Origin of the sequence: Streptomyces sp. NPDC047017 (assembly GCF_040644175.1) — a bacterium.
In the GTDB taxonomy this organism is placed as follows: domain Bacteria; phylum Actinomycetota; class Actinomycetes; order Streptomycetales; family Streptomycetaceae; genus Streptomyces.
Map to the genome: position 1 here is coordinate 127,375 of NZ_JBEYVW010000009.1, position 21,082 is coordinate 148,456.

General features: G+C 74.0%; 15 protein-coding genes. 12 read left to right on the top strand and 3 right to left on the bottom strand.

The window, feature by feature from the left end; genetic code table 11:
• Positions 1-99 precede the first annotated feature (99 nt).
• From ABZ858_RS17350 to ABZ858_RS17370, 5 genes are all read left to right on the top strand, one after another.
• Complete coding sequence (locus ABZ858_RS17350) at positions 100-1,545, top strand: glyceraldehyde-3-phosphate dehydrogenase (protein WP_361378360.1); 1,446 nt, start codon at positions 100-102, stop codon at positions 1,543-1,545.
• A 142-nt stretch (positions 1,546-1,687) separates the two neighbouring features.
• Entirely contained in the window at positions 1,688-2,164 is a 477-nt protein-coding gene (locus ABZ858_RS17355) for a GNAT family N-acetyltransferase (RefSeq protein ID WP_361378363.1), read from the top strand.
• Positions 2,165-2,276: 112 nt separating this feature from the next.
• On the top strand, positions 2,277-4,781 hold the full coding sequence (locus tag ABZ858_RS17360; protein ID WP_361378366.1) for a SpoIIE family protein phosphatase: 2,505 nt from the start codon (positions 2,277-2,279) through the stop codon (positions 4,779-4,781).
• A gap of 138 nt (positions 4,782-4,919) precedes the next feature.
• Positions 4,920-7,709 carry a SpoIIE family protein phosphatase gene (locus ABZ858_RS17365; protein ID WP_361378369.1) on the top strand — a complete coding sequence of 930 codons (2,790 nt, stop codon included), beginning with the start codon at positions 4,920-4,922 and terminating at the stop codon, positions 7,707-7,709.
• Between the two features lie 215 nt (positions 7,710-7,924).
• A complete protein-coding gene (locus ABZ858_RS17370; protein WP_361378372.1) occupies positions 7,925-9,250 on the top strand; it encodes a lipase family protein in 1,326 nt (441 codons plus the stop codon).
• 79 nt (positions 9,251-9,329) lie between these two features.
• Here ABZ858_RS17370 and ABZ858_RS17375 read toward each other — a convergent pair whose 3' ends face one another.
• The 3 genes from ABZ858_RS17375 to ABZ858_RS17385 form a co-directional block, all read right to left on the bottom strand.
• Positions 9,330-11,174 carry an alkaline phosphatase family protein gene (locus ABZ858_RS17375; RefSeq protein WP_361378375.1) on the bottom strand — a complete coding sequence of 615 codons (1,845 nt, stop codon included), beginning with the start codon at positions 11,172-11,174 and terminating at the stop codon, positions 9,330-9,332.
• Between the two features lie 245 nt (positions 11,175-11,419).
• Positions 11,420-12,721, bottom strand: coding sequence for an iron uptake transporter deferrochelatase/peroxidase subunit (gene efeB, locus ABZ858_RS17380; RefSeq protein WP_361378378.1), 1,302 nt, complete (start codon positions 12,719-12,721; stop codon positions 11,420-11,422).
• Complete coding sequence (locus ABZ858_RS17385; RefSeq protein ID WP_361378381.1) at positions 12,718-13,923, bottom strand: EfeM/EfeO family lipoprotein; 1,206 nt, start codon at positions 13,921-13,923, stop codon at positions 12,718-12,720. The genes efeB and ABZ858_RS17385 overlap by 4 nt, the downstream gene beginning before the upstream one ends.
• A 315-nt stretch (positions 13,924-14,238) precedes the next feature.
• Between ABZ858_RS17385 and ABZ858_RS17390 the strand changes: the two genes are divergently transcribed.
• The 7 genes from ABZ858_RS17390 to mgrA all read left to right on the top strand — a co-directional run bounded on the left by ABZ858_RS17390 (position 14,239) and on the right by mgrA (position 21,017).
• Complete coding sequence (locus ABZ858_RS17390) at positions 14,239-16,095, top strand: ATP-binding protein (protein ID WP_361378384.1); 1,857 nt, start codon at positions 14,239-14,241, stop codon at positions 16,093-16,095.
• Positions 16,092-16,499 (top strand): roadblock/LC7 domain-containing protein, encoded by a 408-nt coding sequence (locus ABZ858_RS17395; RefSeq protein ID WP_361378387.1) that lies wholly within the window; start codon positions 16,092-16,094, stop codon positions 16,497-16,499. Before ABZ858_RS17390 ends, ABZ858_RS17395 begins: the two co-directional genes overlap by 4 nt.
• Positions 16,496-16,843, top strand: a complete 348-nt coding sequence (locus ABZ858_RS17400; protein WP_361378390.1) for a DUF742 domain-containing protein — start codon at positions 16,496-16,498, stop codon at positions 16,841-16,843. The genes ABZ858_RS17395 and ABZ858_RS17400 overlap by 4 nt, the downstream gene beginning before the upstream one ends.
• Before the next feature lie 13 nt (positions 16,844-16,856).
• Entirely contained in the window at positions 16,857-17,453 is a 597-nt protein-coding gene (locus ABZ858_RS17405; protein WP_361378840.1) for an ATP/GTP-binding protein, read from the top strand.
• Positions 17,450-18,673: a cytochrome P450 gene (locus ABZ858_RS17410; RefSeq protein ID WP_361378393.1), complete on the top strand. Its 1,224-nt coding sequence runs from the start codon at positions 17,450-17,452 to the stop codon at positions 18,671-18,673. The genes ABZ858_RS17405 and ABZ858_RS17410 overlap by 4 nt, the downstream gene beginning before the upstream one ends.
• On the top strand, positions 18,670-19,911 hold the full coding sequence (locus ABZ858_RS17415) for a cytochrome P450 (RefSeq protein WP_361378396.1): 1,242 nt from the start codon (positions 18,670-18,672) through the stop codon (positions 19,909-19,911). The genes ABZ858_RS17410 and ABZ858_RS17415 overlap by 4 nt, the downstream gene beginning before the upstream one ends.
• 62 nt (positions 19,912-19,973) lie before the next feature.
• Positions 19,974-21,017 (top strand): L-glyceraldehyde 3-phosphate reductase, encoded by a 1,044-nt coding sequence (mgrA, locus tag ABZ858_RS17420; RefSeq protein ID WP_361378399.1) that lies wholly within the window; start codon positions 19,974-19,976, stop codon positions 21,015-21,017.
• Positions 21,018-21,082 lie beyond the last annotated feature (65 nt).

A 21,082-nucleotide genomic window follows, 5' to 3' on the forward strand; every position in this document is an offset into this window, starting at 1 on the left:
GCGCGGGACCCCCGTGAAACCTCCGCGCGGGACCCCCGTGAAAGCCCGACAGATCATGGGGTTAGCATATGAGCGCCACCTAGCTCGAAAGAGAAACCTGTGACTGTCAACGACGACTCGTTCACCAACTGGAAGCACCGCGAGGAGATCGCGGAGTCGATGATCCCGATGATCGGGAAGCTGCACAGGGAGCGGGACGTCACCGTCCTGCTGCACAGCCGCTCCCTGGTGAACAAGTCGGTGGTGAGCATCCTCAAGACCCACCGGTTCGCCCGGCAGATCGCCGGCGAGGAGCTGTCGGTCACCGAGACGCTGCCGTTCGTGCGGGCGCTCACCACGCTGGACCTCGGTCCGTCGCAGATCGACGTCGGCCTGCTGGCCGAGACGTACCGGGCCGACGACCGGGGCCTGACGGTCGCGGAGTTCACCGCCGAGGCCGTGGCCGGCGCCACCGGCGACGCCAAGGCCGAGCGCCGGGAGGGACGCGACGTCGTCCTGTACGGCTTCGGCCGCATCGGCCGGCTCGTCGCCCGGCTGCTCATCGAGAAGGCCGGCTCGGGCAACGGACTGCGGCTGCGCGCCATCGTGGTGCGCGGGGGCGGCGAGCAGGACATCGTCAAGCGCGCCTCGCTGCTGCGCCGCGACTCCATCCACGGGCAGTTCCAGGGCACGATCACCGTCGACGAGGCGAGCAGCACGATCGTCGCGAACGGCAACGCGATCAAGGTGATCTACGCCGACGACCCCACGTCGGTGGACTACACGGCGCACGGGATCAAGGACGCCATCCTCATCGACAACACCGGCAAGTGGCGGGACCGCGAGGGGCTGTCCAAGCACCTGCGCCCCGGCATCGACAAGGTGGTGCTGACCGCGCCGGGCAAGGGCGACGTCCCCAACATCGTGCACGGCGTCAACCACGACACCGTCAAGCCGGACGAGCGGATCCTGTCCTGCGCCTCCTGCACCACCAACGCGATCGTCCCGCCGCTGAAGGCGATGGACGACGAGTACGGCGTGCTGCGCGGCCACGTGGAGACCGTCCACTCGTTCACCAACGACCAGAACCTGCTGGACAACTACCACAAGTCCGAGCGACGGGGCCGTTCCGCGCCGCTCAACATGGTGATCACCGAGACCGGCGCCGCCTCGGCCGTCACCAAGGCGCTGCCCGAGCTGAAGGCGCGGATCACCGGCAGCTCCATCCGCGTCCCGGTACCGGACGTCTCGATCGCCATCCTCAACCTCCAGCTCGGGCGCGAGGCCGACCGCGAGGAGGTCCTCGACTACCTCCGCAACGTCTCGCTGACCTCGCCGCTCAAGCGCCAGATCGACTTCACCAGCGCGCCCGACGCGGTCTCCAGCGACTTCATCGGCTCGCGCCACGCCTCGATCGTCGACGCCGGCGCCACCAAGGTCGAGGGCGACAACGCGATCCTCTACCTCTGGTACGACAACGAGTTCGGCTACTCCTGCCAGGTCATCCGGGTCGTCCAGTACGTCTCCGGGGTCGAGTACCCGACGTTCCCGGCACCGGCGGTCTGACCGCGTCCACCGGCCCATCACCAGCCGGCCGACCGGCTCACCGCACGCGGCCCGGTCCCCGTCCGACGGGGGCCGGGCCGCCGCCGTCCCGCAGGGCGGACACGGCCCGGACCCGGCGGGGGCGGTGTGTGACACTGCGCCCATGATCCGTACCGCGGTCCTCGCCGACGTGCCCGTCATCCACGCCCTGATCCGTGAACTGGCCGAGTACGAGAAATCGCTCGACGAGGTCCGCACCACCCCGGAGCAGCTGGCCGAGGCACTGTTCGGCGAGCACCCGGCGGCCTTCGCGCACATCGCCGAGGACGCGGACGGCGAGGTCGCGGGCTTCGCGCTGTGGTTCCTCAGCTTCTCCACCTGGCGCGGAGTGCACGGCATCCACCTGGAGGACCTGTACGTCCGTCCCGAGGCCCGCGGCGGCGGCCACGGCAAGGCCCTGCTGACCGAGCTGGCCCGCCTGTGCGTGGCCCGGGGCTACGAGCGCCTGGAGTGGTCGGTGCTGAACTGGAACCGCCCCACCATCGACTTCTACGAGTCCCTGGGCGCCCGGCCGCAGGACGAGTGGTCGGTGTACCGGCTGACCGACGGGGCGCTGGCCGCGCTGGGACGGAAGGCGTAGCCCGCCGCGCCCCGCCCGCCTTCTCTCCCGCCGCTTCCCTCCGGGCGGGCGGGACGCGCCCCCCGATGCGAAAATGTGGCGTGGGGTCCTGCCCATGGATGGGGATGACAGCATGGGGGTCAGCCGCGCGGGGAACAGGGCGCACCGGGACGTCCCGCTCGGCCCCACGACCGTCACGTCCGCGGCCGTGGCGGTCGTCGACGCCGGGGGACTCGTGGCGCGCTGGAGCAGCGGCGCCCAGGACCTGACCGGGCACCCCGCCTCCGAGGTGCTGCGACGGCCGGTGGCGGCCCTGCTGCCGGACGGCGACCCGGCCGCCGTGCTCCGCCGCCTGCGCCAGATCCACCACGACCGGGACACGGTGGTCACCGTCCGCCACCGCGCGGGCCACACCCTGCGGCTGGCCGTCCGGATCTGCCCGCTCACCTCCGCCTCCGGCGCGCCCGAGTGGCTCCTGACCGGGTGCGACGCGGCGGACCTGCGCCGGCGGGAGACGTACCGCGAGGTCGCGCGCGGCCTGCTGGAGGAGTCCTCGATCGGTGTCGCGCTGCTGGACACGCGGTTGCGGTACCGGTGGACGAACCGGGCGCTGAGCGCCATGCGGGAGGACTCCTTGTCCTCCTCGGCCTCCTCCTCGGCGCACCCGCGGACCGGCGGCCCGCCCTCCGCGCGCCCGCGGTCCGGTGGCGACGGCGCGAGCACGCCCGACGGCGCCGGCGGTGTGCCGCCCGTGGTGACCAGGGCGGCCCGGCAGGCACTGGCCTCCGGGCGGTGCGGGGTCACCCTGGAACCCCTGCCCGCCCGGCCGGGCCCGGCCGGCGGTCCGCCCGCGGGCCGGGCCCGGCTGCGTGCCTTCACCCCGCTGCGGGACGGTTCCGGCCGGCCGCTGGGCGTCTGCTACGCAGCCCTCGACCTCCCCGGCCAGGACCCGGCACGGGAACGCCTCGCGCTGCTGAACGCCGCCTCCGAGCACATCGGGACCACGCTGGACCTGGACCGTACCGTGTGCGAGCTGGCGGAGGTGGTCGTCCCGCAGGTCGCCGACTTCGTGGCGGTGGACCTCCTGGACGTGGTCCAGGAGGCCGGGGCCCGGGGCCCGGCGGCGCGCCGCCCGCCCACGCTGCGCCGGGCGGTCCATCAGTCGGTCCGCAAGAGCGGGCCCGAGGTGATCGTCGAACCCGGCGAGCCCACCCGGTACCCGGCGCGCTCGCCCCAGCGGCGCTGCCTGGCCACCGGCAGGCCGCTGCGCGAGCCGGTGAGCGCCACGACGCCCTGGCTGGCCGACGACCCGGACCGCTGGCGGAAGATGATCCGGCTCGGCGTGCACACCCATCTGGTGGTCCCGCTGCGGGCGCGCGGCATCACCATGGGCGTGGTCACCCTGCTGCGCTGGAGGAATCCCGTCCCGTTCGACGAGGACGACCAGCTGCTGGTCGAGGAGCTGGTGGCGCGGGCCGCCGTGTGCGTGGACAACGCCCGGCGCTTCACCCGGGAGCACCAGGCGGCGCTGACCCTCCAGACCAGCCTGCTGCCGCCGGCGCTGCCCGAGCACAGTGCCGTCGAGGTCGCCTTCCGGTATCTGCCGGCCGACGCCGAGGCGGGGGTGGGCGGCGACTGGTTCGACGTCATCCCGCTCTCCGGCGCCCGGGTGGCGCTCGTGGTGGGCGACGTGGTCGGCCACGGGCTCCACGCGGCGGCCAGCATGGGGCGGCTGCGGGCGGCCGTGCAGACCCTGGCGGACCTGGACCTGGCCCCGGACGAGCTGCTGGCCCGCGTCGACGATCTGGTGGTGCGCCTGTCGGACGAGGCGGAGGCGGCCGACGGGGACACCACCGTGATCGGCGCGACCTGCGTGTACGCCGTCTACGATCCCGTCGCCCGCAGGATCACCGTGGCCCGCGCCGGGCATCCCAGCCCGCTCATCGCGCATCTGAGCGAACCCGTGGAGTTCCCCGACATCCCCGCCGGTCCGCCGCTCGGGCTCGGCGGCCTGCCGTTCGAGTCGGCCGAGGTGGCCGTGGAGGAGGGCAGTGTCATCGCCCTCTACACGGACGGCCTGATCGAGGCGTCGGACCGGGACGTCGACACGGGCATGGAACGCCTGTGCTTCACCCTGGCCCATCCGGACCGGCCGCTGGAGGAGATCTGCGACGTCATGGTCCGCACGCTGCTGCCCGACCGCCCCCGCGACGACGTGGCGTTCCTGATCGCCCGCACCCATGTCCTCGCCGCCGACCGTGTGGCCTCCTGGGAGGTGCCCGCCGATCCGGCGGCCGTGCGCGGGGCGCGCGAGCACGTCGCCGGGCAGCTGGCGCGGTGGGGCCTTGAGCCGCTGGCCTTCACCACCGAACTGATCGTCAGCGAGCTGCTCACCAACGCCCTGCGGCACGCCTGCGGCCCGATCGGGCTGCGCCTGATCCTGGAGAGCAGCCTCATCTGCGAGGTGTCCGACGGCGCCAGCACCGCCCCGCACCTGCGCCGCGCCCGCACCACGGACGAGGGCGGACGGGGCCTGTTCCTGGTCGCCCAGGTCGCCCAGCGCTGGGGCACCCGCTACGGCGGCCTCGGCAAGACCATCTGGGCGGAACAGCAGATTCCCGGCAGGGGCGCCGGGTGACGGGGCGGGGCCGTACGGCACCGGGCAGGGGGCGGAGTCCTGCGCGGCGCGGCGCTGCGCCGTCCGGCTGCCCGCCGAAGGGACAGAACCGGGCACACCGGTCGCCCGGCGGGCGAGCGCAGTGTTAGAACTGGGAGCATGATCGGACGTTCCCGCCGGTCCCGGTCGGAGGCGGCGGCGCCGGCCGGCGGCCGGCGGTCAGCTGATCCGTCCTCCCGTCCGAGGCCGCGGCGTTCCCCCGGACGCCGCTTCCCGTCGTCCTGGAGTCTCGGCACGCTGGCCGCGCAGGTGTTCCTGCTCCAGGTCATCGTCGTCCTGGTGCTCATCGCCGCGGCGGCCGCCGCGCTGGTCCTGCAAGGGCGCTACGACGGCGAGAACAGCGCCCGGCAGCGCTCGCTGGCCGCGGCCGAGTCCTTCGCGCACGCCCCCGGCACCGCCCTCGCCCTCCAGTCGCCGGACGCGACGAAACTGCTGCAGACGCCCACCACGCAGGCGGCGGCCGGTTCCGGCGTCGACTTCATCTCCGTGCTCGACACGAAGGGCGTCCGCGTCTCCGACACCCAGCCGCAGCTGATCGGCACCAAGGCGATGGACGTCAGCCGGGCGGTCGCGGGCGAGACGTTCACCGACACCTTCCACGGCAAGCCGGCCGACGCGGTCCGTGCCGTGGTGCCCGTCCTGGACGGGAGCCGACGGGTGGTCGGCGTGGTCACCGCCGGCATCCAGGTGGAGAACCTGGGGCACCTGCTGGACCAGCAGGTGCCCATGGTCCTCGGGTCGGCCGGGCTGGCCCTCACGCTCGCGACCGCGGGCAGCGCGCTCGTCAGCCGGCGGCTGCGCCGGCAGACCCACGGTCTCGGCCCGGCCGAGATGACCCGGATGTACGAACACCACGACGCGGTGCTGCACGCGGTGCGCGAGGGCGTGCTGATCGTCGGCGCCGACGGCCGGCTGCTGCTCGCCAACGACGAGGCGCGCCGCCTCCTGGATCTGCCGCCGGACGCCGACCAGCGGCACGTCACCGAGCTGGGCCTGGAACCGGGGCTGACCCGGATGCTGGTGGCGGGCGAGATCGTCTCCGACGAGGTGCGCCCGGCCGGGGACCGGCTGCTCGCGGTCAACACCCGGCGCACCAAGCCCTACGGCGACGCGCCGGGCCTGGTGGCCAGCTTCCGGGACACCACCGAGCTGCGCGCGCTGTCGGGGCGGGCCGAGATGGCCCGGGGCCGGCTGACCCTGCTGTACGAGGCCGGGGTGCGGATCGGCACCACGCTGGACGTCCGGCGCACCGCGCGGGAGCTGGCCGAGGTGGCGGTGCCGCGGCTGGCGGACGTGGTCACCGTGGAACTCCTGGAGGCGGTGCTCCAGGGCGAGGAGCCGACCGGCGCGGTGCACCGGATGCGCCGCACCGCGCTGCTCGGGTCGCGCACCGCCCACCCCCTGCAACCGGTGGGCGACCTGATCCAGTTCGTGGTGGCCGACACCCCGATGGTGGCGGCGCTGCGGCGCGGCAAGGCCGTGCTGGTGCCGGACCTGCGCCTGGCCGCGGACTGGCGGGCCCAGGACCCGGAGGGTTCGCAGCGGGTGCTGGAGTCGGGCATCCATTCGCTGATCACCGTGCCGCTCCGGGCCCGGGGCGTGGTGCTCGGCATGGTCAACTTCTGGCGGGGTGCCGGTACGCCGCGCTTCGAGGAGGAGGACGTCGCGGTCGCGGAGGAGCTGGGCGCCCGGGCGGCCGTGGCGATCGACAACGCGCGCCGCTACTCCCGTGAGCACGCGATGGCCGTCACCCTGCAGCGCAGCCTGCTGCCCCGGGACCTGCCCGAGCAGGACGCGCTGGAGGTGGCGTGGCGCTATCTGCCGGCCCAGTCCGGGGTGGGCGGCGACTGGTTCGACGTGATACCGCTGCCCGGTTTCCGGGTGGCGCTGGTGGTCGGGGACGTGGTGGGGCACGGGCTGCACGCGGCGGTGACGATGGGCCGGCTGCGCACGGCGGTGCTCAACTTCTCCTCCCTCGACCTGCCGCCGGAGGAACTCCTCGGCCACCTGGACGAGATGGTGATGCGCCTGGACACCCAGAGCGAGGGAGCGGACGGCGAGGGCGCGCAGGTCACCGGGGCGACCTGCCTGTACGCCATCTACGATCCGGTGGGCGGGCGCTGCACCTTCTCGCGCGCCGGGCATGTCTCGCCGGCCGTGGTGGACCCGCTGGGCCGGGTGACCTTCCCCGACCTGCCCCTGTCTCCCCCGCTGGGCGTGGGCGGGCACCCCTTCGAGGCGGGGGAACTGGACCTGCCCGAGGGCAGCCGGCTGGTGCTGTTCACCGACGGTCTGGTCGAGGACCGCCGGCGTGACATCGACGAGGGCCTCGCGCTGCTCGGTGCGGCCGTGGCCCACCCGGACCAGACGCCGGAGGAGACCTGCCGGGCCCTGATGGAGACCATGCTGCCGCAGCACCCGAGCGACGACGTGGCCCTGCTGGTCGCCCGCACCCGGCTGCTGGACCCGTCCCGGGTGGCGGTCTGGGACGTGCCCTTCGACGCCAGCGCGGTCTCCCGGCTCCGCACCGACGTGAGCCGCCGGCTGCGCGACTGGGAGCTGGAGGACTCCGCCTTCGCCACCGAGCTGATCCTCAGCGAACTGCTCACCAACGCGATCCGCTACGGCGCTCCGCCGGTGCGGGTCAGGATCCTGCTGGGCAGCACCACCCTGGTGTGCGAGGTGTCGGACGGCAGCAACACCTCGCCGCGGCTGCGCCGCGCGGCCACGACCGACGAAGGGGGCCGCGGGCTGTTCCTGGTCTCGCAGTTCGCGGACCGGTGGGGGACGCGCTACGTGGCGAACGGCAAGGTGATCTGGGCGGAGCAGACCCTGGGCGGCGCGCCCGAGCTGGACGCGGCGCTGCTGCTCGACGAGATGGCCTGGTGAGTTCCGGGGGCGGGCCCGGGACGGACGGACCGGGGGCGGAGGGCAGGACGGCCGGGGGGGCTGACGCCCGGTGACGGGCAGCGGCGGCTTATTAGACGCTGAGTCAAATTACTGAACCGTAACCTACCGCCTGCTACCCGGGGTAACCCCTGGTGAGTACGGTCGCGTCAGTCACTCCCAGCCACGTGCCCGGCCTCACCCCAGGAGGTTCCCCCATGCCCGCGCGCAGACGTCTGCTCGCCGCGGCGGTCCTCGCCGCCTCATGTCTCGGCGTCCAGGCTCTCCCCGCCACTGCCACCGCGGCCACCGGCTCCGTGGTGTCCCGGGGCGTCACCATCCCCGAGTTCTACAACCCGCCCGCCGACCTGCCGGCCGCGGACGGCACCCTGATCCGCAGCGAGCCGCTGCCCCTCGCCCTCAGCCTGCCCAGCCTGAACGGGCCGCTGCCCGGCCGGGCCACCCGGCTGATGTACAAGTCGACCGACGCGAACGGCGGCCCGGTGGCCGTCACCGGCGCCTACATCGAGCCCACCGCCCGCTGGCAGGGCTCCGGGCCGCGTCCCTTGGTCGTCGTCGCGCCGGGCACCATGGGCCAGGGCGACCAGTGCGCGGCCTCCCTCGGCCTGGAGCACCCGCTGTCGCTCAACGGCCAGACGGTGTCCGTCGGTTACGAGGACCTGTCCATCTACCGGCTGCTGGCCGAGGGCACCGCGGTCGTGGTCACCGACTACGTGGGCCTGGGCGCCACCGACCGGCTGCACACCTACGTCAACCGCGTCGACGAGGCCCACGCCGTCCTGGACGCCGCCCGCGCCGCCCGCACCGTCACCGGCGCGACGGTCACCGCGGCCTCGCGCGTCGGGCTGTTCGGCTACAGCCAGGGCGGCGGCGCCACCGCGGCCGCCGCCGAACTCCAGCCCTCCTACGCGCCAGACGTCACCCTGGCCGGCACCTACTCCGGCGCACCGCCCGCCGACCTGGCCGAGGTCACCAAGGGCATCGACGGCAGCGAACTGGCCGGTGCCCTCGGCTGGTCGCTCAACGGCTTCCTGCAGACCGACCCGGAGCTGAGGCCGATCGCCGAGGCCCACCTCAACCCGGCCGGCAAGGCCGCGCTGGCCGATCTGTCCACCATGTGCGTGGGCGACGCGATCCTCCACTACGGGTACGCCAAGAGCGCCAAGTGGACGACCGACGGGCAGAGCCTCGGCGCCATCATCGCCGCCGATCCCACCCTGCGGGCCTTCCTCGACACCCAGCGCATCGGCAGGCTCAAGCCGGCCGGACCGGTCCGCGTGGCCACCGGGGTCAACGACAACCTCGTCCCGCACGGCCAGGCGCGGCAGCTCGCCGTCGACTGGTGCCGCAAGGGCGCCGACGTCACCTACGCGCCGGTCGTCCTGCCGAACGTCGTCAGCCCCCTGCTCAACCACTTCGGCCCGCTGCTCACCGACCAGGGCGCGGCCGTCTCCTGGCTGACCGACCGCCTGTCGGGCAGGCCGGCCCCGTCCAACTGCCTGACGATGCCGCTCCAGCCCTGACCGCACACCGAGGCGCACGACGAGGGCCGCCCCGCCGGCAGCGGGGCGGCCCTGGTGCGCCGGGCTCGGGGCTACTGGCCTAGGAGAGGCCGCGCGACCTGCGGCGCAGTACGAGGAAGGTGCCGGTGGCCCCGGCCGCCAGCAGCGCGCCCGCACCGATGCCCACCGGGAGGACCGGGAAGGCGGTGGTGTCGGTGGCCGCCGCCGCGTTCTCGAAGGCCGGGCCGGGCGTGATCCCGGTGGCCACCGGTGCCACGGCGCGGATCGGGCCTAGGGACTTGACCGAGCCGTCGGTGTTCAGCAGCAGTTGCCTGCCGTTGGGGTGGCGGAAGTCGAACATGCCGGTGAGCGGTCCGGCGGTGGCGTCGAAGGAGTGGTCGCCGATCCGCCCGGTGTGCCAGTTGTCCTCGATGAAGCGGATGACCGACGCCTGGTCGGTCTGGGTGTGGTCGACCTTGTTGACCTTGCTGTACGGCGAGATGACCAGCAGTGGCTGGCGGGTGCCGGGGCCGCAGCGGTCCTGGTAGCCGCCGGCCGCCTTCGGCCCGGCCTGGCAGGCGGGAGCGTCGGTGGCCTTGCCGTTGGAGCCGGGCGCGGTGTCCGCCGAGCCGTTGCGCACCCGGGCGTAGGCGTGGTCGTACCAGCCGTCGGAGTCGTCGTAGGCGATGACGATCGCGGTGGACCTCCACTGCGGCGCACTCTGGATCGCGTTGATCTGGCCGACCAGGAAGTGCTGTTCGTCGACCGGGTCGGAGTACCCGGCGTGCCCGTCCTGGTAGGAGGGCGCCTTGACGAAGCTGACGGCCGGCAGCCGGCCCGCCTTGAGCGCGGCGGTCAGGTCGGTCAGGTCGTAGTTGTGGTTGGCCCGCCCGGCGTGGCCGATCTCGGCGACGTCGCGGGGCGGCAGGTGGTGCGGGTTGGCCGTCGACGCGTAGTAGGCGAACGGGTCGTGGTGCGGGCTGTAGTCGACGGACCGGGCGCCGCCCACGTTGGCGTGCGCGGCGTCGCACTTCGCGTACTCGCCCTGCTCGCCGCTCCACGCGGTGGTCGGCCGGAAGCCGCCCTGGAACCAGCCCCAGCTGACGCCCTTCGCGTCGAGCAGATCGCCGATGTTGCGGCCCTTCATCACGGCGAGCGCGTCGGAGCTGGTGTGGTTCTTGCCCGCGCAGTCGTCGAAGGCCGGGTCCGGGTCGTTGATCATCGTGCCCACGCCGTGCGCGTCGGGCGACTTGACGACCGACGGGTCGGGCGTGGCGGTCTGGCGGGGGTGCTCGGTGCCGGAGGCCGGGTCCACCGAGATGATCCCGTGGGTCTGGCCGGAGGCCAGGTTGACGGCGCCGGGGGTGGACGGGCCGTAGCTGGAGCCGAAGGAACGGTCGCTCAGGGCGTAGTGCTGGGCGTAGTTCCACATCGCGGTGACGGTGTTGCCGTCGTAGTAGTCCATGACCAGGCCCGGTTCGCCGAACAGGCCGCCGCTGCACTTGTCGACCTCGGTGTTCTGCACGAACCGGTCGGCCCGGCCGCCGTTGTAGGCGTACTGCTCGGGCCCGTAGGAGTGGTTCTGGTCGCAGGTCACCGCCTGGCCGGGGGTGAGCCGCTTGGGCGTGTACTGGTTGGGGTTGTGCTCAAGGAGTCCGGCGTGCGCGAGGGTGTCGATGTCCCGGGGGGTGTTCCTGGCCGCGGTGAACTTCGTGCCGTCGGTGTTGGCGGCCTTGGGATAGGTGGCGAAGTAGTGGTCGAAGGAGATGTTCTCGTCGAAGAGGACGACCACGTGCTGGATGGGTGTCGCCGTGGCCGGGTGTCCGCCGTGGCCGCCGGATCCGGCGGCCCGGCCGGGCGTGGCGCCGCCCAGGACGGTGAGCGCCGCGGCGCCGGCCAGCGCCCCGAGACTCCGTAGCGTCGCTCGTCTTCCCCTGCTGGCCATCTGGGTCCACCTTCCGGGCAGGACCGGGTCCGCGGCGTACGGCCCGGGACGCGCCGCGGGTCGGGCGGCGCTGTGGCGCAGCGGCCATGATGACCCGTGCGGGAAGACCGGGTCAGGGAAGGCGAGCTATGTTTTGACTGTCTATTGACCGAACGGAGGAGCAAACCGCTCGTACACGATCAAGTCGCCTCCGGGGCACCACCGGTGGACCGGTCGGCCGGTGGACCGGTCGGTCCGCGGACCGGTCAGCCGAGGAGGGCCCGGCCGTACCAGTCCGCCGTGTCCCGCACCCCGGGCAGGGCGAAGAAGTAGCCGCCGCCGAACGGCTTGACGTAGTCGGTGAGCGGTTCGCCCGCCAGGCGCCGCTGCACGGCCTCGAACTGACGGGCGAGGTCCTGCTGGTAGCAGCAGAACAGCAGACCCATGTCGAGGTTGCCGTTGTCGTCCGTGCCCCGGTCGTAGTTGTAGGCGCGGCGCAGGACGCGCTCGCCGTCGGTGGCGGCGGTACGCGGGTTGGCCAGGCGGATGTGGGCGTCCAGCGGGATGACGTCGCCCTTGGGGTCCTGGGCGTAGTCCGGGGTGTCCTGTTCGGTGTCGCCGTCCAGGGGCGCGCCCGACTCCCGGGCCCGGCCGATCATGCGTTCCTGTTCACCGAGCGAGACCCGGTCCCAGAACTCCACCAGCATGCGGATCAGCCGGACGACCTGATAGCTGCCGCCGACCGCCCAGTCCGGTTCGCCGGCGCCCGGCCCGACCCACACCAGGCGGTCCGTCTCCCGGGCGTCGCCGGGGTCCGGGTTGGCCGTGCCGTCCTTGAAGCCCAGCAGGTTGCGCGGGGTGCCGGACGGGCGCGGCGGGCCGGTGAAGCCGTCCAGGCGCCAGCGGACCTGGAGCGCGCCGCGGGTGTGCCGGGCGATGTCGCGCAGCGCGTGCAGGACCGTGTCCGGGGCGTCGGCGTGCAGGTGCAGGCTGAGGTCGCCGTGGCACCACTCGGGCCGCAGGTCGTCGTCGGGGAAGGACGGCATGGCCCGGAGCCGGCGCGGGCGCCGGGTGCCGAGTCCGAACCGGTCGTCGAAGAGCGCGGCGCCGACGCCCACGGTCACCGCCAGCGCGCCCGGGGGCAGGATGGCGCCGAGGAGGCCGGAGTCGGCGGGCGGCCCGGTGATGCCCACCGGCTCGGGGGTGCCGCCGGAGGTCAGGAACCGGGCCCGGTCGGTCACCGTGCGCAGTACGTCGGCCAGTTCGGCGCGGTCGGCCGCGGTGACGTCGAAGGCGACGAACGCGGCGGACCGGCGCGGGGCGGCGAGCACCGACTGCTGGTGGCGGCCGTGGAACGGGGCGAGCGTCGGGGTCGCGGGGCCGTATCCGGTGAGGCCCGCGCCGGCGGCCCCGACCGCCGGACTCGCCGCGGGCGGTGCCGCCGGGCGGACGTCACCGGCGGCGCCGCCCGCGGCGAGTCCGGCGCCGGTGAGCGCCGCGCCCCGCAGGAAGCGGCGCCGGCCCAGCGCCCCGGCCGGAGCGCGCCGCCCGCTGTCGCCCTCGCTCACGCCGTCCTCCGCGGGTCGCACAGGGTGGCCACCGAGGCCAGCCGCTCCACCAGGTCGCCCAGTGCCGCGTCGGCCCGCTCCCGCTGGGTGCGGCTCAGCCGGGCCGGCGCCGTCCAGCGGTCCCCGTCGCGGAGGCCGTCGAAGAGGGCCTGGGCGCGGTCCATCCCGCGGTCCAGGCCGGGGAGTCCGGCGTACCGGCCGGTGAGCAGCGGGCGCAGCCGGGCCAGCACGGCGCGGGTGCCGTCGAGGTTGGCACGGGCGGTGGCGAGGTTGCTGCCGCTGCCGTAGTCGGTCCGGCCGGTCAGCTCGAACTGCACGGTGTTCTCCAGGATCTCGTGGGCGCGCAGGCCGAGCTGGGCCGGGTCCATCCGGGCCTGCGCCCAGGTGTCGCGCAGCGCGGTGAGGGCGTGCGCGAGGGCGGCGGCCGGGGCGCGCAGGGTGCGGGCGGACTCGCCGTGCCACAGCCCGTACTCGATCCGGTGGAAGCCGGTGAACGCGGGGTCGTGGACGCCGCCGGGCAGCCCGGCGTCGGTGCCGTTGATCTGCGCGTCGGCGTCCCCGAAGGCGTCGTACGCCGCTCCGAGCCGCTCGTACTGCAGATGCGCGGGCAGCCAGGCCGTACGGGCCCCGGCGAGGTCGCCGCGGCCGACGGCGTCCCCCAGCTCCCCGGCCAGGCGTACCGCCCGCTCCAGGCCGCCGGCCACCCACTTCTGGTAGTCGAGCGCCGGGGGGATCAGGTCGTGCTGGGTGACCGGGGCCGCGGCCGGGCCGCCGCGGCCCCGGTCGAGGCGGACCGTGGGTCCCATGACCGCGTCGGCGTCCTCGGGCACGCAGCGGAAGGCGTACGCGCCCTTGCCCAGGCGTACGGTCAGCGGCCGGGTGGTGCCGGGGCCGATGTCCTCGACCTCCCCGTAGACGGCGTGGCCGGCCGGGTCCTCCAGGTAGACCTCGGCGGCGGCGCCGGAGGTGTTGTGCAGGTCGAAGACCTGGACGCCGGGCACCGGATCGTCCCAGCCGCGGCCGCAGCGGCCCGCTGACACCTCGACGGTGGTGCGCGGGGGGCCGGCCGCCGCCGGGGCCGGGTCGTGCCCGGTACGGGTGAGGGCGACCGCGCCCGCCACGGCGAGCACCACCGCCAGGGCCGGCCCGGCCACGACCCACGGTCCGGGCCGGCGCAGACCACCGGAGCCGGGCACCCGCATGCCGTCCTCCCCAGGTCGAGCGGAGCGTGACGGACCACATGCTAGGCAATGATCCCCACCCGGACAGGCGGCCGGGGAAATCCGGTGCCGGGGAGTTACCGCCGGGCACTCCGCCCCCGGCCCGGCACGCCCGGCACCGCGAAGTAGGCTCCAGGGCCGGGAGATATAACCGAGACCTTTTCAATTTGATCAGTAAGGCTCGTATAGTGACCGGCAATTGAGCACCACACGACACCTGCCACTTGTCAGGGCCTGCCCGAGGACCCGACCGATGGCCGCTCTCGACGGAGCCGCGGCCGCCCGAGGACCCGATTGATGACCGCGCCCACGCCTTCCGGCGAGCGACCCACCGTCCGCACACTCGTCCCGCTCCCCGCCCTCACCACCGTCGTGTCTGTCGCCGCGGTCGCGGGAGCGGTGGCGGCGGCACCCGCCCCGGTACGCACCCCGCTGGCCTGGGGGGCCGGCCTGGCGGCCGCCGTCCTGGTCGTCGTGGTGTTCCTGGCCGTACGCGCCACGCAGACGGCCCGGCTCCTGCGGCACCGGCTGCACACGGTGACCCAGGACGCCGAACGCCTGGCCCAGGAACGCCACCGGACAGCCGAGGAGGCGCAGCGCGAACGGCAGCGCCTGACCGGCGAACTCGCCCGTCAGCACGCCGAGTTCTCGCAGTCCTTCGCACACGAGCGGGCCCGCGTCGAAGAAGCCGCCGCGCACGGACTCGACCAGGTCCGGCAGGAGAACGCCCGTCTCGCCGGTGAACTGGAGCGCGCCACCCGGGCCCGCGACGCGGCGGTCTCCGCCACCTCCAACGCGGCCGGGCGCATGCAGGCCCTGACCACCGCCATGCTCGCCGACCTGCGCGCCATGGAGGAACGCCACACCGACGAGGAGGTCCTCGCCGACCTGCTCCACCTGGACCACCGCACGGCGCAGGCCGGCCGGCTCGCCGACTCGGTCGCCGTGCTCACCGGCGCGCGCTCGGGCCGCCGCTGGGCCCGGCCCATCCCGGTGGAGTCGATCCTGCGCGGCGCGATGGGCCGGATCAGCGCCTACCGCCGGGTGCGCGTCCACGCCGCCGGCGAGACCGCCGTCGCCGGGCACGCCGCCGAGGGCGTGATGCACGCGCTGGCCGAACTGCTCGACAACGCGGCCAACTTCTCGCCGCCCACCTCCGAGGTGCACGTCTACGTCGAGGAGGTGCCCGCCGGGCTCATCGTGTCCGTGGAGGACAGCGGGCTCGTCATGGGCGAGGTGCAACTGAACCGCGCCGAGCGGGCGGTGTCCGGCGACGTCACCGAACTCGGCGGCCTCACCGGCACCCGGCTCGGCCTGGCCGTCGTCGGGCGGCTGGCCCGCAAGTACGGCCTGAAGGTGTCCTTCCGGCCGTCCGCGCGGGGCGGCACCGGAGTGCTGGTGCTCGTCCCGCAGGACATCCTGACCAGCCCCGCCCCCGCCGGTCCCCGGCCCGCGGACGCGCCGCCGAAGGACCGGGCCGAGAGGGGCGGGGACGGCCCCCGTGCGCTGCCCGCCGCCCCCGGCGCCGGCACCGCCCCGCCGGCCACCGGACCGGCACCCACCGGCCCGGCGCCCGCGTACGGGACACCCGCCGACGCCACGGCCCCCGCGTACGGGACCGCCGGCGCGGACACCCCGGCCCCCGGACACGACGACGCTTCCGCCGCCACCCCGGCCGGCGCGTACGGAACCACCCCTTCCGCCACCACGGCTTCTCCGTACGGAACCACGCCGGCCCCCGCGTACGGGGCCACCCCCGCCGACACCCCGCCCGGCGCGTACGGAACCACTCCTTCCGCCACCCCGTCCCCCGAGCACGGCCTCTCCCCCGACGGGACGGACGGTGACACGGCCGAGCGGCCCGGCGGGCTGCCCAGGCGGCGCCGGGGCCGTACCCTCGCCGCCGCGGAGCGGGCCCGTTCCGCCACCCGCACGCCGGCCCCGCGCGGCACCTCGGGCGACGACGTCAAGGCCCGCGCCGCCCGGTTCGGCAGCTTCCGCCAGGCCGTGCGCGCCACCACCTCCGAGCCCACGGCCCCGCCCGAGGCCGCCGCCCCCCGGCCGGACACCGATGGCGACGCCGCCTCCCCGGCCGCACCGGCCGGCCCCCCGTCACACCCGCACGCGCACCCGGAAGGCGACCCCACTTCATGACCGGCCAGACCACCGCCGACGACCAGCTCACCTGGCTCCTGGAGGGCCTGTTGGAGCGGACTCCGGGCGCGCGGCACGCGCTCGTGCTGTCCCGTGACGGACTGAAGCTGTGCCGCACCCCGGAACTGACGGTCGACCAGGCCGACCAGCTCGCCGCGATCGCCGCCGGCATCCAGTCGCTGTCCCACGGCGCGTCCGCCGAGTTCGGCGACGGCAGCGGCGGGGTGCGCTCGGCGATGACCGAGTTCTACGGCGGCGTGCTGTTCATCGTCGAGGCCGGTGAGGGCGCCCACCTCGCCGTCGTCACCACCGAGGACGCCGACGCCGGGCTCGTCGGGCACACCATGAGCGAGCTGGTGGAACAGCTCGGCGAGTACCTGACGGCCCAGCCTCGTACGTCATGAGCCGGCCCGGCAGGGACGACGCCCCGGACCGTCTGTACACCATCACCGGCGGCCGCACCGGCACCGGCCCCGACAGCCCCTTCGACCTGGTCACCCTGGTCGTGGCGGAGTCGGCGCCGGCGCCCGGCATGCAGTCCGAGCACGCCGCGATCCTCCGGCTGGCCGAGTCCCCCACGGCCGTGGTGGAGCTGGCCGCCGAGCTGCGGCTGCCCGTGAGCATCATCAAGGTGCTGCTGTGCGACCTGCTGGCGGCGGGCCGGGTCAGCGCCCGCCATCCGCGCAAGGCAGCCGTTTACGACCCCGACATCCTGGAGCAGGTGCTCGTTGGACTCCGCAACCTCTGACGCGCGCACCCCGTTGGGTGCCTCCGCCGACAACGGTCTGAAGATCGTCGTCGTGGGCGGTTTCGGCGTCGGCAAGACCACGCTGGTCCGTTCGGTCAGCGAGATACGTCCCCTCAACACCGAGGAGACCATGACCCAGGCCGGCGAGTCCGTCGACGACGTCAGCCGGGTGCGCGGCAAGACCGCCACCACCGTCGCCTTCGACTTCGGCCGCATCACGCTGGATGCGCGCAACGTGCTGTACCTGTTCGGCGCGCCCGGCCAGGAGCGGTTCTGGTTCCTGTGGGACCGGCTGTTCTCGGGCACACTGGGCGCGGTCGTCCTCGTCGACACCCGCCGCATCGGTGACTCCTGGTACGCCATCGACCGCCTGGAGCACCACGGCACGCCGTTCATCGTGGCCTGCAACGACTTCGGTGGCCCGCGCCACCCGCACGCCGAGATCCGCGACGCGCTCGACCTCGACCCGCGAGTGCCGCTGGTGGACTGCGACGCCCGCTCGCGGGAGTCCGCCAAGCAGGTGCTGATCAGCCTCGTGCAGCACCTGAAGAACGAGTACGCCGGGCAGGCCGCCGCGCAGACGGCCGCGCCCCGACAGGAGTTCGTGTGATCCCCGACGCCGTCCCGCTCAGCGGCCCCCGGTTCCAGACCGAACCCGCCGTCCTGTACCGGGAGATGCGGCGCGACCACGGAGCCGTCACCCCGGTCCTGCTCGACGGCGACGTCCCGGCCTGGCTGGTCCTCGGCTACCGGGAACTGCACCAGGTCACCGGTGACCCGGCGCTGTTCAGCCGCGATTCCGACCTGTGGAACCAGTGGGCGGACATCCCCGAGGACTGGCCGCTGCTGCCCATGATCGGCCGCAAGCAGCCGTCCATCCTGTACACGGTCGGGGAACGGCACCGCGAGCGCGCCGCGATGATCAGTAACGCGCTGGAGGCGGTGGAGCCCGCCGAACTGCGCCGCCACGCCGAGCGGTTCGCGGACGAGCTGATCGACGCGGTGTGCGCGGAGGGCGCGGCCGATCTGGTCTCCGACTACGCGATGCTGCTGCCGGTACGGGTCCTCGCGCGGCTCTACGGCTTCGCCGACGAGGACGGCCCGGCCCTGGTCACCTCGCTGAACGACATGATCGACGGCCGGGAGCGGGCGATCGCGGGGCAGCAGCACCTGGCCTCCTCCATGGGGCGGTTGCTGGCCGACCGGGCGGCGCGTCCGGCCGACGACGTGGTTTCGCGGATGCTCGCGGACACCGGCGGCTTCACCGGCGAGGAGGTCGCCCAGGACCTGATGGTGATGCTGGCGGCCGGCCACCAGCCGACCGCCGACTGGATCGGCAACTCGCTGCGGCTGATGCTGACCGACGCCCGGTTCGCCGCGTCCCTGTTCGGCGGGCGCAACAGCGTGGCCGAGGCCATGAACGAGGTGCTGTGGGAGGACACGCCCACGCAGAACGTGGCGGGGCGCTGGGCGACGCGCGACACCCAGCTCGGCGGGCGCCGGATCCGCGCCGGCGACCTGCTGCTGCTCGGGCTGCAGGGCGCCAACTCCGATCCGCAGGTCCGCACCGACGGTTCGGCCCTGACCGGCGGCAACAACGCCCACTTCTCCTTCGGGCACGGCGAGCACCGCTGCCCCTTCCCCGCGCAGGAGGTCGCCGAGGTGATCGCGCGTACCGGCATCGAGGTGGTGCTCGACCGGCTGCCGGACATCGACCTGGCGGTGCCCGCCGAGTCCCTCACCCGCCGCCCGTCGCCCTGGCTGCGGGGGCTGACCGAACTGCCCGTGCGCTTCACTCCGACCCCTGCCCTGGGAGACACGTCAAGATGACGAGCGGCACAGCGACGACCGGCCCGGAGTCCACGCGGATACCCCTCGACCCCTTCGTCACGGACCTGGACGGCGAGAGCGCCCGGCTGCGCGCGGCCGGTCCGCTGGCGGCCGTCGAGCTGCCGGGCGGTGTGCCCGTGTGGGCCGTCACCCACCACGCCGAGGCCAGGGCCCTGCTCACCGATCCGCGCCTGGTGAAGGACATCGAGGTGTGGGGGGCCTGGCGGCGCGGTGAGATCCCGGCCGACTGGCCGCTGATCGGTCTCGCCAACCCGGGCCGTTCGATGCTCACCGTGGACGGCGCCGACCACCGCCGGCTGCGCACGCTGGTCGCGCAGGCGCTCACCCCGCGCCGGGTGGAGCGGATGCGCGGGCGCATCGAGAAACTCACCCAGGACCTGCTGGACGCGCTCCCCGCCGACGGCGGTGCCGTCGACCTGAAGGCGGCCTTCGCCTATCCGCTGCCGATGTACGTCATCGCCGACCTCATGGGCATCGCCGAGGACCGGCTGCCCCGGCTGAAGGTGCTGTTCGAGAAGTTCTTCTCCACCCAGACCCCGCCCGCCGAGGTCGTCGCCACGCTGACGGAACTGGCGCGGATCATGGGCGAGACGGTGGCCGCCAAGCGCGCCGCGCCGGGCGACGACCTGACCAGCGCGCTGATCCTGGCGTCCGAGGACGGCGACCACCTGACCGACGCGGAGATCGTCTCCACGCTGCAGCTGATGGTGGCCGCCGGTCACGAGACGACGATCTCGCTGATCGTCAACGCCGTGGTCAACCTGTCCACCCACCCCGACCAGCGGGCGCTGGTGCTGTCCGGCCAGGCCGACTGGCCGGCGGTGGTCGAGGAGACGCTGCGGTTCTCCACGCCCACCTCGCACGTCCTGATCCGGTTCGCGACCGAGGACGTCCCGGTCGGCGACAAGGTGATCCCGGCGGGCGACGCGCTGATCGTGTCGTACGGGGCGATCGGCCGCGACGAGCGGGCGCACGGGCCGGGCGCGGGCGACTTCGACCTCACCCGCGCCTCCGGGACCCGGCACATCTCCTTCGGGCACGGCCCGCACGTCTGCCCGGGCGCGGCCCTGTCCCGGCTGGAGGCGGGGGTGGCGCTGCCCGCGCTCTACGCCCGCTTCCCGCGCCTGGACCTCGCCGTCCCGGCGGCCGGGCTGCGCAACAAGCCGGTGGTCACCCAGAACGACCTGTTCGAACTGCCGGTCCGGCTGGAGCCGTAGGGTGAGGGCTGTCCCGCCGCACCGGCGGGACAGCCCGGCTCGCACCACCCGGAGTACACCCGATGACCTATGCCGCAGACCCCGAGCGCTACGACGGCACGATGCGCTACCGGCGCACCGGACGTTCCGGGCTCGACCTGCCCGTCCTGTCCCTGGGCTACTGGCACAACTTCGGCGACGACCACTCGTTCCGGTCCCAGCGCGAGATCGCGCTGCGCGCCTTCGACCTCGGCATCACCCACCACGACCTGGCGAACAACTACGGCCCGCCCTACGGCTCGGCGGAGACCACCTTCGGCCGCCTGCTCAAGCAGGACCTGGCGCCGTACCGGGACGAGCTGGTGATCTCCACCAAGGCCGGCTGGGACATGTGGCCCGGCCCCTACGGCCAGGGCGGCGGCTCCCGCAAGTACCTGCTCGCCTCGCTCGACCAGTCGCTGCACCGCATGGGCCTGGAGTACGTGGACATCTTCTACTCCCACCGGCTGGACGCGAGTACGCCGCTGGAGGAGACGATGGGCGCCCTGGACACGGCCGTCCGCCAGGGCAAGGCCCTGTACGTCGGCATCTCCTCCTACGACACCGAGCGCACCCGCCGGGCCGTCGCCATCCTGCGCGACCTGGGCACCCCGCTGCTGATCCACCAGCCGTCGTACAGCATGGTGAACCGCTGGATCGAGACCGACGGACTGCTGGACGCGGCCCAGGAGGAGGGCTTCGGGGTCATCGGCTTCACCGCGCTGGCCCAGGGTCTGCTGACCGGCCGTTACCTCTACGGCATCCCGCAGGACTCGCGGGCCGCGCAGGGCACCTCCTTCGACCAGGAGTGGCTGTCGGACGACATGCTGCGCCGGCTGCGCGCCCTGAACGACATCGCGGCACGGCGCGGGCAGACCCTCGCGCAAATGGCGCTCGCCTGGGCGCTGCGCGACGAGCGCGTCACCTCGCTGGTCATCGGCGCCTCGCGCGTGGAGCAGCTCGAACAGAACGTGGCCGCGCTGGAGAACGCCGACTTCACCGCCGAGGAACTCGCCGAGATCGACCAGTACGCCACCGACAGCGGCGTCGACCTGTGGCGCGAGGCGCGCACCGGCGCCCTCGGCTGAGCGCGCCCGCGTATGCGAGAGTCCCCCTGTCCGGCGCCGGACAGGGGGACTCTCGCATACGAGCG